Raw genomic sequence first — 16,878 nt, forward strand, 5'->3', positions numbered from 1 at the left:
CGACAGGTGCCTCCACCCGGACGACGCCAGGGCGCGGCGCCGCCGCAAGGCCGCCGTTCTGGCAGTCTTCACTCCCCGCCGCGCCCCTCCGCCCTGGTGGCGTACGCCCGAGCACTGCCCCCGTCGAACGGCTGTGCCACACGACCGGCCTCCTGCTCGCCCTCTCCGGCCTGGCCGCACCGGCTCCGCTCTGCCCCGCACCGTTCTGGACGAGCAGGTCCGCGGACGGATCGTCACCGCCGCGGCCGGCGTCTGGGCGGCAGCGGTCGTAGGCGCCGGTGTCCGGGCGGCCCTCAGCCTGTGGGGCCCCGCCGGTTCACTCGCCGGTGGCGCCTTCCTCGGCCACCCCGGCGCCCCCCGCCCCCGCCGTCCGGGACCCGGCCACCGCCGCCGCGGTACCGGACTCCTGCCGGGCGGCACCGGGCTCCTCCTGGGGCCTTGCGGGCTCCGCCGCCCACAGCCGTCGAAGGCGGGTGCGCAGGCCCGGTGCCGGGGCCCGGGTGCGGTGACCGTGGACGCGGGGGTCGTCGGTGACGGCGTACCGCTTCACGTACGCCCCGAGGAAGGCCTGCAGGGTGGCGACCGCCGGGATGGCGATCAGCGCGCCGACGGCACCGAGCAGCGCGGTGCCCGCGATGACCGAGCCGAAGGCGACCGCCGGGTGGATGTCGACGGTCTTCGCGGTCAGCTTGGGCTGCAGCATGTAGTTCTCGAACTGCTGGTAGACCACGACGAAGATCAGCACCCACAGCGCGTACCAGGGGTTGACCGTGAAGGCGATCAGCATCGGCAGGGCGCCCGCGAGATAGGTGCCGATGGTGGGGATGAACTGCGACACGAGGCCCACCCACACACCGAGCACGGGCGCGTACGGAACGCCGAGGGCCTGGAGCAGGACGTAGTGCGCGATCCCGGAGACGAGCGCCATCAGGCTGCGCGAGTACAGGTATCCGCCCGTCTTGTCGACGGCGATCTCCCAGGCGCGCAGCACCTCGGCCTGGCGGGCGGGCGGCAGCACCGAGCACAGGGCACGGCGCAGCCGCGGCCCGTCGGCGGCGAAGTAGAACGAGAACAGACCGATCGTGAGCATCTGGAAGAGGCCGCCGAGCACCTGGGTGGACACGTCGAGCACACCGGCGGCGCCGTTCTGCGCGTACTTGCGCAGCCAGTCGGAGTGGAGCAGCCCTTCCTGGATGTCGACCCGCCGCAGGTCGGTGTGGAACTTCGTGTTGACCCAGTGGATGACGGAGTCGAGGTACTCGGGGAAGCCCTCGACCATCTTGATGATCTGTCCGGCGAGCATCGACCCGAGCAGGGTGACGAAGCCCGCGACGGCGATCGTCAGGCCCAGGAAGACCAGGAAGGTGGCGAATCCCCGGCGCATGCCGCGGGCCGCCATGCGGCTCACCGCCGGTTCGATGGCCAGGGCCAGGAAGAACGCGATCAGGATGTTGACCAGCAGGCCGGTCAGCTGGTGGAAGGCCCAGCTGCCGAACTGGAAGGCTGCGACGAGCGCGAGGGCGAGCACCATGGCGCGGGGCAGCCAGCGCGGCATGCGCGCGGTCGGCCGGGCAGCGCCCTCGGCGGGGGGCCGGGGAGGCGGTGTCGTACCGGTCGGGGTGGTGTGCGGGGTCGTCTGCCCGGACTCGTCAGTGGGTGCCACCATGCCAGTGTCGCCCACGCCACCGACAGTCCCGTACGGTCCGGCCGCCTTTGTGACCGGTCAGCGTCTTTCTCCTGGGACGTTCATCACGTGGCAGACCACGCGCCAGACGTCCTTGGCCTCCCAGCCGGCCGCCAGCGCCTCGTGCACCGTGCGCCCGCCCAGTTCGGACATGACGTGATCGCGTGCGAAGGTTTCGGCGTACCCGGCACCGAAGTGCTCCGCCATCCGCTCCCAGAAGACCGTCAACCGCATGCCCCCAGTATCCCGCCCCTGGGAGTGACCCCCGGCCGGGACGGCCTGCGCGCACGGTGGGGCACCCTACGGTCTGAACCATGGCCGAGACAGGAGCCCTCACCTACTCCCCGCCGCCCCCGGCGGCCTCACCGCTGCTCCGCGCGGAGCACTTCGTGTGGCACACCGCGCGCGTACTGGAGCAGCGGCTCTTCGCACACCTCTTCCTGAACGGCGACGCGGACCCCGTGGAGACCGCCCTCGACGCCTACGCCAACGACGACGGCGGGTACGGCCACGCCCTGGAGCCGGACCTGCGCGGTCCGGCCAGCCGGCCGCCGCACACCGCGCACGCGCTGCACGTCCTGGACGCCCTGGGGCGGTGCGGCGGACGGCGTGTGGAGCGCGTGTGCCGCTATCTGACCTCCGTGTCCACCCCGGAGGGCGCGCTCCCCGCGGTCCGCCGCGGCGGGTACGACGGTCCGGCGGCCCCCTTCGTGCCGGCGGTGGACGGCCCGTCGGGCGACCTGGCGGCCACCGGTCCGGTGGTCGGCCTGCTGCACCGCAACGACGTGTGGCACGCCTGGCTGTTCCGGGCGACCGACTTCTGCTGGCAGCGGATCGAGTCCCTCGGCACGCCCCACCCCTGCGAGGTGCAGGCGGCCGTCGCCTTCCTGGACGCCGTACCCGACCGCACGCGCGCGCGGGCCGCCGCCGGCCGGCTGGGCGCCCTGGTGCGTGAGCAGCGGCTCGCGGTCCTGGACGCGGGCTGCCCCCAGGACCGGCCGGCCGCTCCGGGCCATGCGCCGGGCGAGCACCACTTCCCGCACGACTTCGCGAGGACACCGGGCTCCCTCGCGCGCGCGTGGTTCACCGACGAGGAGATGGCGCGTTCGCTCGACCTCCTCGCCGCCCGGCAGCAGGAGGACGGCGGCTGGCCGGTCACCCGCCGCCGATCGGCTCCCGGTGCCGCCCTGGAGGCCCGGTCCATGGCGACGATCGAGGCCCTGCGCACCCTGAGAGCCCACGGTCGTGCCATCGGCTGAGGGCACCCCGTGCTCTCCTCAGCCGCCCATGGCCCGCACCCCGGCGGTCACCACCACGGCAGCGGCGACGATGACCAGGAAGGGTGCCCGCAGGACCAGTGCCACGGCGGCGGCAGCCAGGCCCGCCGCCCTGGCGTCCAGGACGAGGAGGCGTCCGTCCGAGAACGTCTGCTGCGCGGTGAGGGCGGCGAGCAGGGCGACGGGGAGCAGCGCGGCGAGCCGCCGCACCAGGGGCCGCTCGAGGGCTCCCGCCGGAACGAGCAGCCCGGCGAGCTTGACGGCGTAGCAGCCGAGTGCGGTCACGACGACCGCGGTCCAGGTGTTCACCGGTCTTCCTCCCGTACATCGTTCTGAGGCCGTACATCGCTCTGGGGACGTACATCGCTCTGGGGCCGTACATCGCTCTGGGGCCGTACACCGTTCTGGGGTCCCGCATCGTTCCGTGGCCGTACGCCGCTCTGTGCGCCGCCCCTGCGGCGGCCCTCGAGGTAGAGCACGGCGGGTGCGGCCAGGGCTGCCACCAGGACCGGCACGCCGGCCGGCAGGACGGGCAGCAGACCGAGCCCGAGGAGCACCGCCACGGCGGCCACCGCCCGCTCCGTCGCGGTCTTCAGCATGGGCGCGAGCAGGGCCAGGAACACGGCGGGCCCGGCCGCGTCCAGACCCCACGCGCGGGTGTCCCCGATGGCCTCGGCTCCCAGGGCGCCGAGCAGCGTGGTGAGGTTCCACAGGACGTAGAGGGTGGCCCCGGTGACGGTGAAACCGATCCGCGCGCTGCGCCTGCCGGGCTGGGCGAGGGCCACAGCGGTGGTCTCGTCGATGACCCACTGGGCGGCGAGGGGCCGCGCCCCGCGCGGGAGGGCCAGCAGCTGGGAGAGCCTCAGCCCGTAGAACGCGTTGCGGACCCCCAGGAAGAAGGCGCCCGCAGCGGCGGTGAGCGGGTTGCCCCCGGCGGCCAGCGCCCCGACGAGGGCGAACTGCGAGGCGCCGGTGAACACCAGGAGGCTGAGCACGCAGGTCTGGAGCAGGGTGAGCCCGCTGCCCGCCGAGGTCACCCCGAAGGCGAACCCGGACAGTCCTACGGCGACCCCGACCCCGAGGGCGTCCCGGACGACGGCGGCGTCCGGTCTCCCCCCGCCGGCTCCGTCCGCGCCGGCCGCCCCTCGGCGACCGGCGTGTATGTCTGCGCAAGCTGTCTCTTCTGCCACACACCGGACGGTAGGAGAAGGCGCGACCGTGCGTCTTGTACGTTCTTGCGCTCGCGCTGGTAGGCGCCCGGGGGGACGCCGACGATCCGGGAGAAGTGCCGGCTGAGGTGGGACTGGTCGGTGAAGCCGACGGCCGCGGCGACGGCGGCCGGTGCGGTGCCCGCCTCCAGCAGCCGCAGCGCCCGGCGCACCCGGGCGTCGGTCAGCCAGGTGTGCGGCGGCATCCCGTAGGCGTCCCGGAAGGCCCGCAGCAGGGCGAAGGGGCTCGCCCCCAGCTCCGCCGCCAGGGCTTCCAGGGTCGGCGGCCGGGCCATCCGCTCCTCCAGGACGGCACGCGCGCGTGCCGCGATGCCGTGTCCCGCCGTGCGGACCTCGCGCTGGGGCAGGGCGCCGCCGTTCAGGCGCAGCAGCCGGGTCACGGCGACCCGCAGCAGCGTGTCGGCGGCGAGCGCGTTCCCCTCGTCCGCCGCGCGCAGCACCTGGTGCACCAGGTGGGCGGCGTAGGGGTCGTCGAGCACCGGGTTCACGAAACCCGGCGTCCCGCGGAGGGTGGTGGTCTCCGCGGCGATCTCGGCCACCAGTGCGGGCGCCGGGTACACCGCGCCGTAGCGCCATCCCTCGGGCACGCCCGCGCGGCCCGTGTGCGGTGTGTCCGGATTGACCAGCGCGAGGGCGCCCGTCCCGGCGTACTGGTCGGCCCCGCGGTGGTGGAACACCTCGACGCCCTCGGCGATGGCGGCGATCACGAAGTGCTCGTGGGTGTGCCGTACGAACTCCTTGCGGACGTAGCGGGCACGGAGCAGATCGACACCCGGCAGTTCCTCGTACTGCCAGTGCCGGGCCCGTTCCTCGCCTCGTTCCGCCATACGTCGATTCTCCGTCGCCGCCGGCCGCGACGCGTCCCGCGCCCCTCTCAGGGCGTGGCAAATGCCCAGGTCAGCCCGCATTGTCAGTGGCCGGGTGCAGGATGGACGCATGGTCAGCGACGCACACCGAGCCCTCGACGGCTTCTCCCCCGCGACCCGCGGCTGGTTCACGGGGGCGTTCTCCGCGCCCACCGCGGCCCAGGCCGGCGCGTGGCAGGCCATCGGCGCGGGCTCGGACGTCCTGGTGGTCGCCCCGACCGGTTCCGGCAAGACCCTGGCCGCGTTCCTCGCCGCCCTCGACCAGCTCGCCTCCACCCCGCCCCCCGCCGATCCGAAGAAGCGCTGCCGGGTCCTGTACGTCTCCCCGCTCAAGGCCCTCGCCGTCGACGTGGAACGCAACCTGCGCAGCCCGCTCACCGGCATCCGCCAGGAATCCGTGCGCCTGGGCCTGCCCGAACCGGAGGTGAAGGTCGGCATCCGCTCGGGCGACACCCCGGCCGCCGAGCGCCGCGCCCTGTCCACCCGTCCCCCGGACATCCTGATCACCACCCCCGAGTCCCTCTTCCTGATGCTCACCTCGGCCACCCGCGACGCGCTGACCGGCGTCGAGACGGTGATCCTGGACGAGGTGCACGCGGTGGCCGGCACCAAGCGCGGCGCCCACCTCGCGCTGTCCCTGGAGCGCCTGGACGAGCTGGTGCCGGCACCGGCCCGCCGCATCGGTCTCTCCGCGACCGTCCGCCCGGTCGACGAGATCGCCCGCTATCTGTCGCCCCGCCGCAAGGTGGAGATCGTCCAGCCCGCCTCGGGCAAGGAGTTCGACCTGTCGGTCGTCGTCCCCGTGGAGGACCTCGGCGAGCTGGGCGCCTCCCGGGCGGCCGACGGCGACGACGGCGCCGAGCGGCCCTCGATCTGGCCGCACGTGGAGGAGCGGATCACCGACCTGGTCCAGGCGCACCGCTCGACGATCGTCTTCGCCAACTCCCGCCGGCTCGCCGAGCGCCTGTGCAACCGGCTCAACGAGATCGCCTACGAGCGGGCCACCGGACAGCCCCTGGACGAGCACCACTCCCCGGCCGAGCTGATGGGCGGCTCCGGCGCGGCGCACGGCGCGCCGGCGGTCATCGCCCGCGCGCACCACGGATCCGTCTCCAAGGAGCAGCGCGCCCTCGTCGAGGAGGACCTGAAGGCGGGCCGTCTCCCGGCGGTCGTCGCCACCTCGAGCCTGGAGCTGGGCATCGACATGGGCGCCGTGGACCTCGTCGTCCAGGTCGAGTCACCGCCGTCCGTGGCCTCCGGCCTGCAGCGCGTCGGCCGCGCGGGACACCAGGTCGGCGCCGTCTCCACCGGTGTGGTCTTCCCGAAGTACCGCGGTGACCTGGTCCAGGCCGCGGTCGTCACCGAGCGGATGCGTTCCGGTGCCATCGAGTCCCTGAGAGTGCCCGCCAATCCGCTGGACGTCCTCGCCCAGCAGCTCGTCGCGATGACGGCCCTGGACACCTGGCAGGTCGACGACCTGCTCGCCCTGGTCCGCCGGGCGGCGCCGTTCGCCTCGCTGCCGGAGTCGGCGTTCACCGCCGTGCTCGACATGCTCGCCGGCCGCTACCCCTCGGACGCGTTCGCGGAGCTGCGCCCGCGCGTGGTGTGGGACCGCGTGGCGGGCACGGTCACCGGCCGTCCCGGTGCCCAGCGCCTCGCCGTCACCTCCGGGGGGACGATCCCCGACCGCGGCCTGTTCGGGGTCTTCCTCGCCGGTTCCGACCCCAAGAAGGGCGGCGGCCGGGTCGGTGAGCTGGACGAGGAGATGGTGTACGAGTCCCGGGTCGGCGACGTGTTCACCCTGGGCACGAGTTCCTGGCGCATCGAGGACATCACCCGCGACCGGGTCCTGGTCTCGCCCGCCCCCGGGGTGCCCGGCCGGCTTCCCTTCTGGAAGGGCGACCAGCTGGGCCGCCCGCTGGAGCTGGGCCGCGCGGTGGGCGCGTTCCTGCGCGAGGTCGGCGCCCTGTCCGACGAGGACGCGCGGCTGCGGCTCCTCGCGGCGGGCCTGGACGCATGGGCCGCGGACAACGTGCTGGCCTACCTGGCCGAGCAGCGCGAGGCCTGCGGTCATGTGCCGGACGACCGGACGATCGTCGTGGAGCGTTTCCGCGACGAACTGGGCGACTGGCGGGTCGTCGTGCACTCGCCCTTCGGCGCCCAGGTGCACGCACCCTGGGCACTGGCCCTGGGCGCCCGCCTGTCCGAGCGGTACGGCATGGACGCGCAGGTCATGCACGCCGACGACGGGATCGTGCTGCGCCTGCCCGACGCCGACCTCATGGGTCTGGACCTGCTCGACGCGCAGCCCGTGAAGACCGGCGCGGAGTACGACGCCGAGCAGGCCCCGGTCGGTGCCGCGGACGTCGCCTTCGACAAGGGCGAGGTCGACCAGATCGTCACGGACCAGGTCGGCGGCTCGGCGCTGTTCGCCTCCCGCTTCCGCGAGTGCGCCGCCCGCGCGCTGCTGCTGCCGCGCCGCAACCCGGGCAAGCGCACCCCGCTGTGGCAGCAGCGCCAGCGGGCCGCGCAGCTGCTGCAGGTGGCGAGCGAGTTCGGCTCGTTCCCGATCGTCCTGGAAGCGGTGCGCGAGTGCCTGCAGGACGTCTTCGACGTCCCGGGCCTGGCCGAGCTGATGGGAGACATCGAGTCCCGCAAGGTCCGCCTCGTCGAGGTGACCACCCCCGAGCCGTCCCCCTTCGCCCGCTCGCTGCTCTTCGGTTACGTCGCCCAGTTCCTGTACGAGGGCGACTCGCCGCTGGCCGAGCGCCGTGCCGCCGCGCTCTCCCTGGACTCCCGGCTGCTGGCCGAGCTGCTGGGCCAGGCGGAGCTGCGGGAACTGCTCGACGCCGATGTGCTGACGGAGCTGGAACGCGAGCTGCAGTGGCTGACCGAGGACCGCCGGGTCAAGGACGTCGAAGGGGTCGCGGACGTCCTGCGGCTGCTCGGACCGCTCACCGAGGCGGAACTGGCCGAGCGCGGTGCGAAGCCCGGCTGGGCCGAGGAGCTGGCCGGCCGGCGTCGCGCCATCCGGGTCAGGATCGCGGGCGCCGACCACTGGGCCGCCGTCGAGGACGCCGGCCGCCTGCGCGACGCACTGGGCACCGCCCTGCCGGTCGGTGTCCCGGAGGCGTTCACCGAACCGGTCAAGGATCCCCTGGGCGACCTCCTCGCCCGTTACGCCCGCACGCACGGCCCGTTCACATCGGCGGCCGCGGCGGCCCGTCTCGGCCTGGGCGCGGCGGTCACCGAGGGCGCTCTGCAGCGGCTGGCCGCCGCGGGCCGGGTGGTGCAGGGCGAGTTCCACCCGGCGGGCATCGGCCAGGAGTGGTGCGACGCCTCCGTACTGCGCCGGCTGCGGCGCCGCTCGCTGGCCGCGCTGCGGCACGAACTGGAGCCGGTCCCGCCGGCCGCGCTCGCGCAGTTCCTGCCGCAGTGGCAGCACATCGGCAAGGGACACGGGCTGCGCGGCGTCGACGGACTGGTACGGGCCGTCGAGCAGATGCAGGGGGCCTCCGTACCGGCGTCCGCGCTGGAGAAGCTCGTCCTGCCCTCCCGGGTGCCGGGCTACACGCCGTCCATGCTCGACGAACTCACCGCGGCCGGTGAGGTGGTGTGGGCGGGTGCGGGCGCGCTGCCGGGCAAGGACGGCTGGGTCGCGCTCTACCTCGCGGACGCGGCCCCGCTGCTCCTGCCGCCGCCGCACCCGCTGGAGCCGACCGCGCTGCACAGGTCCGTCCTCGACGCCCTCTCCGGCGGCTACGGCCTGTTCTTCCGCCAGATCGCCGACCAGGTCCGGGCGACCACCCACCCCGAGGCCACCGACCCCGAACTGGCCGATGCGCTGTGGGACCTCGCCTGGTCCGGGCGGCTCACCAACGACACGCTCGCCCCGATGCGCGCCCTGCTCGGCTCGGGCCGCACCGCCGGGTCCACGGCCCACCGCGCCAAACGCGCCGTCCCGCGCGGACGGTACGGCTCCCTGACGGCCGCGGCCCGTCCCGCCTCGCGCGGCGGCCCGCCGACCGTCGCCGGCCGCTGGTCCCTGCTGCCGGTGCGCGAGGACGACCCGACCGTCCGCGCCCACGCCCTGGCCCGCACACTGCTCGACCGGCACGGCGTGGTCACCCGGGGAGCGGTGGCCGCGGAGGGCGTCGAGGGCGGTTTCTCCGCCGTGTACCGGATCCTTTCCGCTTTCGAGGACAGCGGCCAGGCCCGCCGTGGGTACGTCGTGGAGGGGCTGGGCGCCGCGCAGTTCGCGATGGACGGCGCCGTCGACCGTCTCCGTGCCGTGGCGAGCGCCCGGGAGCGGCGCGAGGGCCTGCCCGGCCCGGGGTTCGACACCGGCGGCCCGGACGGCTTCGGACCGCCCCCGGCCGGACGGGCCGGGCACGGCCCGCTGCCCGACGCGGATCCTTTCCCCTACGACGGCTTCGGCACGGCGGGCCCGGGCGCGGACCTGGGCCGGTCCGGCGGACAACCGGAGCTGGACTGGCCGGCGACCGGTCGCCTCTTCCCCGGGGACCACCCCTCGCCCTCGGACCTCGCCGATCCGGGCCGCGGCGGCCCCAGAGGCGGCGCGCACTCCTTCGCGTACGGCACGGGTCCCGGCAGCCGGCGAGGCGGTGGCCATGACGTCCCAGCCGGTTCCCGGGCGGTCGTGCTCGCGGCGGCCGATCCCGCGAACGCCTACGGTGCCGCCCTGGCCTGGCCCGAGCCGCCGACCGGTGCCGGGCACAAGCCGGGACGCAAGGCCGGCTCCCTGGTGGTCCTCGTGGACGGTGAACTGACGCTCTACATGGAGCGCGGCGGCAAGACCCTGCTGGCCTGGCCCGCCGACCCCGGCGCCGGGCCCTCCGCGGCCGGCGAGGATCCCCGTCTGGCGGAGGCCGCCGAAGGCCTGGCCGCGGCAGCCCGGGCGGGCTCCCTGGGCACCGTCACGGTGGAGCGGATCAACGGCGTCTCCGCGCTGACCTCTCCCCTGGGCACCCTGCTCGAAGCAGCGGGTTTCATCGCGACCCCGCGCGGACTGCGTCTGCGCGTATGACCGGAACCGGACGGCCGCCGACCGTACGTCCGGCACCCCACACAGCGCCCCATGCCCGGCGCCCGGCGCCCCACACCGGGCGCCGCGGAACGGCACCGCAGGACCGCGGCCCCCGACAACGACCGGACGACCGCAGACCACACGGGGCCGGGCGTGCGCCCACAGCCGGAAACCCGCACCGCCCCGTCACAGCCCCCGCCCCAGCCACAGCCACAGCCACAGCCACAGCCACAGCCGGAAGGCTCACCCCCATGTCACCCTTGACGCATGCCCGAGGGTGACACGGTCTGGCAGGCCGCGAGGCGGTTGCACGACGCGCTCGCGGGCAAGGTGCTGACCCGCAGCGACTTCCGGGTGCCGAAGTACGCCACGACCGACCTGGCCGGACGGACCGTGCTGAGCACCGTCTCGCGGGGCAAACACCTGCTCACCCGCTTCGAGGGCGGCGTCACCCTGCACTCGCACCTGCGGATGGAGGGTGCCTGGAAGGTCTACGGCAGCGGCGAACGATGGAAGGGCGGCCCCGCCCACCAGATCCGGGCCGTCCTCACCACCGCCGACCGCGCCGCCGTCGGCTACCGCCTCCCCGTACTGGAACTGCTGCGCAGCACCGAGGAGGAGCGGGCCGTCGGCCACCTCGGCCCGGACCTCCTCGGCCCCGACTGGGACCCGGCCCTGGCCCTGGCCAACCTGCTCGCCGAACCGTCCCGCGAGCTGGGCGAGGCCCTGCTCGACCAGCGCAACCTCGCCGGAATCGGCAACGTCTACAAGAGCGAGCTGTGCTTCCTGCTCGGCGTGACCCCGTGGCTGCCCGTCGGCGCCCTGCCCGCCGACCGCGCGGCGCAGCTGCCCGCCCTGGCCCAGCGTCTCCTGGAGGTCAACCGCGACCGACTGGTCCGCCGGACCACGGGCCTGCGCGGTCAGCGGAGCCAGGACCTGTTCGTCTACGGCCGTGCGCCCCGCCCCTGCCTGCGCTGTGGAACCTCCGTCCGCGTCGCCGACCAGGGCGACGGCTCCCAGGAACGCCCCACCTACTGGTGCCCGGCCTGCCAGGCGGGTCCGGCCCCGCCGCCGGGTTCGCCGCAGAAGTGGCGGGACCGTTACTCGCATCCGCGCCCGTACCGCTGACGCCACGTCAAGTGCCGTCCGCCCCTCGCCCTCCCCGTGCCCCCTCCCCGCCGTTGCCCTCATCGCCCCACAGGTCCCCCTCGCCCCACAGGTCCCCCTCGCCCCACCGGTCCCGCTGGTCCCCCTGAGCCCGGAGCGAGTCCTCCGAGGCCCCGAACGGCCAGCCACCCCCCTCGGCCGACGGCGCGCGCCCGCCGTGGCCGTAGGGTCACCCCTGGGACTCACCGAGCAGCGTCCCGCCGATCATGCCGGAGGCGGAAGCCGGCTCATCGGTTCCGGCGGAGGCGGGCGGCGGCCCGGGAGCGGGACCCGTGCCGCTCGGCGTCGTTCCGCTGCCCTGCCGTGGAGACCGTCGGGACCCGTGGGAGCCGAGGCCCCGAAGGCCGTCGTGACCGTCAGGGGCGTCTCTCCCGTCGCCCCTGTCAGGCCCATCGAGGCCGTCGAGACCACCGCGCCCGACAGAGTGGCCGTCGAGGCCACCGCGGGCGTCAGGGCGGTCGGTGCGGTCGTCGAGGCCGGTGGGGGCTTCCGGGATCGCGCCGTCGTGGGAGGCATCGAGGCGCGTGGAGCGGCGCGGCGCCCGAACACAGTGCAGCGGCAGCACGCTCAGCCCCCAACCGCCCGCCGCGACCGCCGCCTCCAGCAGTCCCCCACCGCCCGTCAGCACCAGGCGCAGCACGGACCACCACCACACCGCTCCGAGCGCCAGGGCGGCGCCCCGGCGCACTATCGGCCCCGCGTCCGCATCCACGCACCCACCTCCAGCCCCACGCCGCCCGCCGGCGAACCGACGCGCCACCAGAACAGCCCTCACCTACGGGAGGGCGCGCCGGGGCCGTGGAACGCTGCTTCCGCTCTGCCGCCGGTCGACCGGCACCCTGCCCGGCCTCCACCATCACCGGACCGCCGCGCACCGGCAACGCGACAGGCGCTCAAGGTGGCACCGGCCCGCGGTCTGGCACAGCAGGGCGCGACGCGGCGCGGCACCCGTGGCCCTCACCCAGCACGAAGGCCCCGGCCGTACTCCTCCGGTCTCCCGGAGAAGCCCCGGCCGGGGCCTCGCGACGTATGCGTCAGCTCACGCGCACGTGACCGTCACGCGGCGACCACGTCCACCGCCTCGGCGGCGGGCGCCTTGATCGTCACCCGTTCCGGTGGCACACCGGTCACCGACACCGAACCCAGCATCGGGCGAACCGGCGCGGGCACGTGATCGGTGGCCGCAGCAGACTGGGCCAGCTCAGCAAGGGCGAGTTCGTCGCTCACTTCTCGCATGAGCTCGGACATCCGTACGTCCAGCGCGTCGCAGATGGCGGAGAGCAGCTCGGAGGAAGCCTCCTTCTGCCCCCGCTCCACCTCGGAGAGATAGCCGAGCGAGACTCGGGCGGACGAGGAGACTTCGCGCAGAGTACGGCCCTGGCGTTGGCGCTGCCGACGCAGCACGTCACCCAGCAGGCGACGGAGCAGAATCATCGGTGGCTCCCTCCTCGGACCGCGTAGCCGCATCCTTCACGCCCCACCGTACCGCCTCGCGACGCGGCCGTGCGGGGAGCGATGTCGTGTTCACTCAGGGCTGCAAACATCAAAACCCCCCGTTCCGTTCCGTATCCTGTGCCCGCTCATTTCCGGTCTGTTCGCCCGCGATCTGCTCAAGAAGCAGTGCGAGTACGCTCCGTACACTCTCCATACGAATGTCCGCCCGGCCGCCGTTCAACCGCAGGGCGGCCGTTTTCCCGCCACGCGGCGCCTGGTTCCGCGGCCCGTGCGGCCCGTCCACGGCCACGAAGACCGTCCCGACGGGCTGCCCGTCCTGGGGGTCGGGGCCGGCGACTCCCGTGGTCGCGATGCCCCAGTCCGCACCGAGGGCCTCGCGCACTCCGGCCGCCATCTCGGCCGCGACCTGCGGATCCACCGCTCCGCGCTCGGCCAGCAGAGTGGCGTCCACGCCGAGGAGCCGGTGCTTCAGCTCCGTGGCGTAGGCGGTGACCGAGCCGCGGAAGACCCTGGACGCACCCGGCACCGCGGTGATCTCCGCGGCCACCAGGCCACCGGTCAGCGACTCCGCGACGGCGAGCGTCTCGCCCCTCACCGTCAGTAGTTCCACGACCTCGGCGGCCCTCGAACTCACGCTTCCGTTTCCTTCAACGCGGCCCGGCGCTCGGCGATTCCCTGCCTGCGCAGCACAATGGCCTGTTTCACATAGTCCAGTCCGGTCGCGACGGTCAGCACCACGGCCGCCGCCATCACCCAGAACCGGAGGGTGGCGAGCCAGCCCGTCAGCGCCAGGACGTACATCCCCACGGCCACGCCCTGCGTGAGCGTCTTGAGCTTGCCGCCCCGGCTGGCGGGGATGACCCCGTAGCGGATGACCAGGAAACGCAGGAGGGTGATCCCCAGTTCCCGGCCGAGGATCACCCCGGTCACCCACCAGGGCAGGTCGTCGAGAGCGGAGAGACAGATGAGCGCCGCTCCCATGATCGCCTTGTCGGCGATGGGGTCGGCGATCTTCCCGAAGTCGGTGACGAGGTCGTACGTGCGCGCCAGATGTCCGTCGAACAGGTCGGTGATCATGGCGACGGCGAAGGCGGCCCAGGCGAAGGACCGCCATGCCGGGTCGTATCCCCCGTCCGCCAGCATCAGGGCGACGAAGCCGGGCACCAGCAGCAGCCGGAGCATGGTCAGCAGATTGGCGACGTTCCACACGCTGGCCTGGTTGACGGCCGCGGCCGTGATCTTGCCGCCGCGCGCGGGCCTCCCGTCGTCCTGCTCCAGGACCGCTCCCCCGGCTCCGCCGGAGGCCGTGGCACCGGACGTCACGTCACCGGGGCCGTCGCAGCCACCGGAGCCGCCGGGCTTTCCGGCAGCGTTCACGGTCCCGTCCGCACCGGGGCGGCGAGCGGCCGCTCCTTTGGCCGCCGGCCGCGCGCCGGAGGAGCCGCCCGCCGCGGATGCCGGGACTCCGGTCATCTGCCCGCCTCCTCACTCCGTCCGAGCGACCCGGTCAGCGGCTCGGCCACCAGGTCGACGCCCGCCGTGCCGACCACCTTCGCCTCGACCATACGGCCGGGGACCAGGCCCTCGCCGTCGGTGAGCAGCACCTGGCCGTCGGTCTCCGGTGCCTGGTGCGCGGCCCGGCCGGACACGCCGTCCTCCGCGTCCACGGACTCGACGAGTACCCGCACCGTCTCGCCCACCCGCTCCTCGGCGCGCTGGGAGACGAGTTCCTCTGCGAGCCGTGAGACACGTGCCAGCCGCTCGGCGACGACGTCCTCGTCCAGCTTGTTCTCGTACGTGGCCGCTTCGGTGCCCTCCTCGTCGGAGTAGCCGAAGACACCGATCGCGTCGAGCCGCGCGCCGTTCAGGAACCGCTCCAGCTCGGCCAGGTCGGCCTCCGACTCGCCGGGGAAACCGACGATGAAGTTGGAGCGGACACCGGCCTGCGGCGCCTTGGAGCGAATGGTGTCGAGCAGTTCCAGGAACCGGTCGGTGTCGCCGAAGCGGCGCATGGCGCGCAGTACGTCGGGCGCGGAGTGCTGGAAGGAGAGGTCGAAGTAGGGGGCGACCTTCGGGGTGGAGGTGAGGACGTCGATGAGACCGGGGCGCATCTCGGCGGGCTGCAGGTAGCTGACCCGCACCCGCTCGATGCCGTCGACCTCCGCCAGCTCGGGCAGCAGGGACTCCAGCAGGCGGATGTCGCCGAGGTCCTTGCCGTAGGAGGTGTTGTTCTCGGAGACCAGCATGATCTCCTTGACGCCCTGCTCGGCCAGCCACCGCGTCTCGTTCAGCACGTCGCTGGGGCGGCGGGAGATGAAGGAGCCGCGGAAGGAGGGGATGGCGCAGAAGGAGCAGCGCCGGTCGCAGCCGGAGGCGAGCTTGACGGAGGCGACCGGGGCGCCGTCGAGGCGGCGGCGCAGCGGCGCGCGGGGTCCGGACGCCGGGGCGACGCCCTCGGGCAGGTCGGCGGGGCCGTGGCCGGGCAGGGCTACGGCCGCGCCGGCCTCCTGGCGCTGGGCCGGGCTGATCGGCAGGAGCTTGCGGCGGTCGCGCGGGGTGTGCGCGGCGTGGATGCCGCCGCTGAGGATGGTCTGCAGACGGTCGGAGATGTCGGCGTAGTCGTCGAAGCCGAGCACGCCGTCGGCCTCGGGGAGGGCCTCGGCGAGCTCCTTGCCGTACCGCTCGGCCATGCAGCCGACCGCGACGACGGCCTGCGTTCTGCCGTGGTCCTTGAGGTCGTTGGCCTCCAGGAGGGCGTCGACGGAGTCCTTCTTGGCGGCTTCCACGAAGCCACAGGTGTTGACGACGGCGACATCGGCGTCCGCGGCGTCCTCGACGAGCTGCCAGCCGTCCGCCTCCAAACGGCCTGCGAGCTCCTCCGAGTCCACCTCGTTACGGGCGCAGCCGAGAGTGACGAGTGCGACGGTACGGCGTTCAGGCATGGGCTCAAGACTACTTTGTCCGGCCGACACCCCACGTCGAAGGGGTTGGCCGATCTTGGCCAACCCCTTCACCACCTGCCTGCCCGGGCCCCGCCGCACCGGCCGGCCCCTTGGGCCGCCCGGCCTGCGGGCCTCCGGTCACCCGATCTGGGGGTCACCCTTGGTGTACGTGAGGCGTTCCACGGCGCCCGGCTGGAACTGGTCCTCGATCTTCTTGCCGTTGACGTAGAGCTGGACCGCGCCGGCGTCGCCGAGGATCACGTTGATCTTCGTGCTGTCCTGGAAGGTCTTGGACTCGCCCTTGTTCAGCAGTCCGTCGAAGAGCATGCGGCCGTTGTGGTCCTTGGCGGAGATCCAGCTGCGCCCGTTGGGCGCGCTGACCTGGACGGTCACCTTGTCCTGGGGTGCGGCGGCGATGGCGCTGTCGGAAGGAGCGGGCTTCGGGGCGGCGGGCTTGGTCTGCTTCGGGCGGGGGGAGGCCGGGGTGCTGGTGCTCGGCGTGGAGCCCTCGGCGGCCTGGGCCTTGGCACTGCTGTCACCGCTGTCGCCGCCCTTGAAGGCGGTGAAACCGACGAAACCGATGACGACGACGATCGCCGCGACCATGGCGGCGGTCCAGTTGGGGCCGCGCCGTTCCGGGCGGATACGTTCCGCCTCGAAGAGCGGGGCGGCGGGGGTCGGCGCGGGACGCCCACCGTGTTCGGCGTCGTACTGGGCGAGCAGCGGGGCGGGGTCGAGGTGCACCTCGCGCGCCAGGGTGCGGATGTGCCCGCGCGCGTAGACGTCCCCTCCGCAGGGGGCGAAGTCGTCGGACTCGATGGCGTGCACGATGGCGACACGGACGCGGGTGGCGGTGCTGACCTCGTCGACGGTCAGCCCGGCGGCGAGCCGGGCGTCCTTGAGGACTCGGCCGATGGAGGGGCGGGCTTCCTCGGAAACGTCTTCGAACGGACGCTCGTCTTCAGGGGAGTTGCCGATGGACACGGGGGCGCCTTTCGAGCGTGTAGCCGCCTGTGCTGGAGGTTCAGTCTAGGGGTGTGCCAAAGGGTGGAGCGACCCGGCGGCGGTACTTTGTACGCCATCGGAATGGCCGGACGATCCGACGGTGGGACAGGGTGCGGGAGCGCTGGTGCCGCCCGCACCGGGTGTCTCGCTCAACTTGACGTACGGCCAGGCGAAAGGGTTGCCCGCCGTGGGCTAACGGGTGGATC

At 73.8% G+C, this 16,878-nt stretch carries 13 protein-coding genes; 3 read left to right on the forward strand and 10 right to left on the reverse strand.

Features of this window, described 5'->3' with window-relative positions; all coding sequences use genetic code 11:
* Positions 1–316: 316 nt before the first annotated feature.
* Both ABZ719_RS24240 and ABZ719_RS24245 read right to left on the reverse strand, forming a co-directional pair.
* Complete coding sequence (locus tag ABZ719_RS24240) at positions 317–1,663, reverse strand: AI-2E family transporter (RefSeq protein ID WP_366727294.1); 1,347 nt, start codon at positions 1,661–1,663, stop codon at positions 317–319.
* Between the two features lie 60 nt (positions 1,664–1,723).
* Positions 1,724–1,918: a DUF3046 domain-containing protein gene (locus ABZ719_RS24245; protein WP_037856847.1), complete on the reverse strand. Its 195-nt coding sequence runs from the start codon at positions 1,916–1,918 to the stop codon at positions 1,724–1,726.
* An 80-nt stretch (positions 1,919–1,998) separates the two neighbouring features.
* Here ABZ719_RS24245 and ABZ719_RS24250 point away from each other — a divergent pair, with 80 nt between their 5' ends.
* Positions 1,999–2,943, forward strand: coding sequence for a hypothetical protein (locus ABZ719_RS24250; protein WP_366727277.1), 945 nt, complete (start codon positions 1,999–2,001; stop codon positions 2,941–2,943).
* Positions 2,944–2,961: 18 nt separating this feature from the next.
* On the opposite strand, the gene ABZ719_RS24255 is transcribed toward ABZ719_RS24250, so the two are convergent.
* The 3 genes from ABZ719_RS24255 to ABZ719_RS24265 are packed head-to-tail and all read right to left on the reverse strand — an operon-like array spanning position 2,962 to position 5,017.
* Positions 2,962–3,270: an AzlD domain-containing protein gene (locus ABZ719_RS24255; protein ID WP_366727278.1), complete on the reverse strand. Its 309-nt coding sequence runs from the start codon at positions 3,268–3,270 to the stop codon at positions 2,962–2,964.
* Positions 3,267–4,124, reverse strand: a complete 858-nt coding sequence (locus ABZ719_RS24260) for an AzlC family ABC transporter permease (protein WP_366727295.1) — start codon at positions 4,122–4,124, stop codon at positions 3,267–3,269. The genes ABZ719_RS24255 and ABZ719_RS24260 overlap by 4 nt, the downstream gene beginning before the upstream one ends.
* Positions 4,022–5,017, reverse strand: a complete 996-nt coding sequence (locus ABZ719_RS24265) for an AraC family transcriptional regulator (protein ID WP_366727279.1) — start codon at positions 5,015–5,017, stop codon at positions 4,022–4,024. The genes ABZ719_RS24260 and ABZ719_RS24265 overlap by 103 nt, the downstream gene beginning before the upstream one ends.
* Positions 5,018–5,126: 109 nt before the next feature.
* On the opposite strand from ABZ719_RS24265, the gene ABZ719_RS24270 reads away from it, so the two are divergent.
* Together ABZ719_RS24270 and ABZ719_RS24275 are read left to right on the forward strand one after the other, a co-directional pair.
* Positions 5,127–10,103: an ATP-dependent helicase gene (locus ABZ719_RS24270; protein WP_366727280.1), complete on the forward strand. Its 4,977-nt coding sequence runs from the start codon at positions 5,127–5,129 to the stop codon at positions 10,101–10,103.
* Between the two features lie 267 nt (positions 10,104–10,370).
* Positions 10,371–11,231, forward strand: coding sequence for a DNA-formamidopyrimidine glycosylase family protein (locus ABZ719_RS24275; RefSeq protein ID WP_366727281.1), 861 nt, complete (start codon positions 10,371–10,373; stop codon positions 11,229–11,231).
* Between the two features lie 1,095 nt (positions 11,232–12,326).
* Here ABZ719_RS24275 and ABZ719_RS24280 read toward each other — a convergent pair.
* From ABZ719_RS24280 to ABZ719_RS24300, 5 genes are all read right to left on the reverse strand, one after another.
* Positions 12,327–12,704 carry a helix-turn-helix transcriptional regulator gene (locus tag ABZ719_RS24280; RefSeq protein WP_037856860.1) on the reverse strand — a complete coding sequence of 126 codons (378 nt, stop codon included), beginning with the start codon at positions 12,702–12,704 and terminating at the stop codon, positions 12,327–12,329.
* A 109-nt stretch (positions 12,705–12,813) separates the two neighbouring features.
* Positions 12,814–13,359 (reverse strand): CinA family protein, encoded by a 546-nt coding sequence (locus tag ABZ719_RS24285; protein WP_366727282.1) that lies wholly within the window; start codon positions 13,357–13,359, stop codon positions 12,814–12,816.
* Positions 13,356–14,198, reverse strand: a complete 843-nt coding sequence (gene pgsA / locus ABZ719_RS24290; protein ID WP_366727283.1) for a CDP-diacylglycerol--glycerol-3-phosphate 3-phosphatidyltransferase — start codon at positions 14,196–14,198, stop codon at positions 13,356–13,358. The genes ABZ719_RS24285 and pgsA overlap by 4 nt, the downstream gene beginning before the upstream one ends.
* The gene (gene rimO / locus ABZ719_RS24295) at positions 14,195–15,667 is read right to left on the reverse strand and encodes a 30S ribosomal protein S12 methylthiotransferase RimO (protein WP_366727284.1); all 1,473 of its coding nucleotides are present in this window, start codon (positions 15,665–15,667) and stop codon (positions 14,195–14,197) included. The genes pgsA and rimO overlap by 4 nt, the downstream gene beginning before the upstream one ends.
* 138 nt (positions 15,668–15,805) lie before the next feature.
* Positions 15,806–16,651, reverse strand: coding sequence for a RodZ domain-containing protein (locus tag ABZ719_RS24300; protein ID WP_366727285.1), 846 nt, complete (start codon positions 16,649–16,651; stop codon positions 15,806–15,808).
* Positions 16,652–16,878: the final 227 nt, after the last annotated feature.

The sequence above is a fragment of the Streptomyces sp. NPDC006743 genome (assembly GCF_040703815.1).
In the GTDB taxonomy this organism is placed as follows: Bacteria; Actinomycetota; Actinomycetes; order Streptomycetales; family Streptomycetaceae; genus Streptomyces.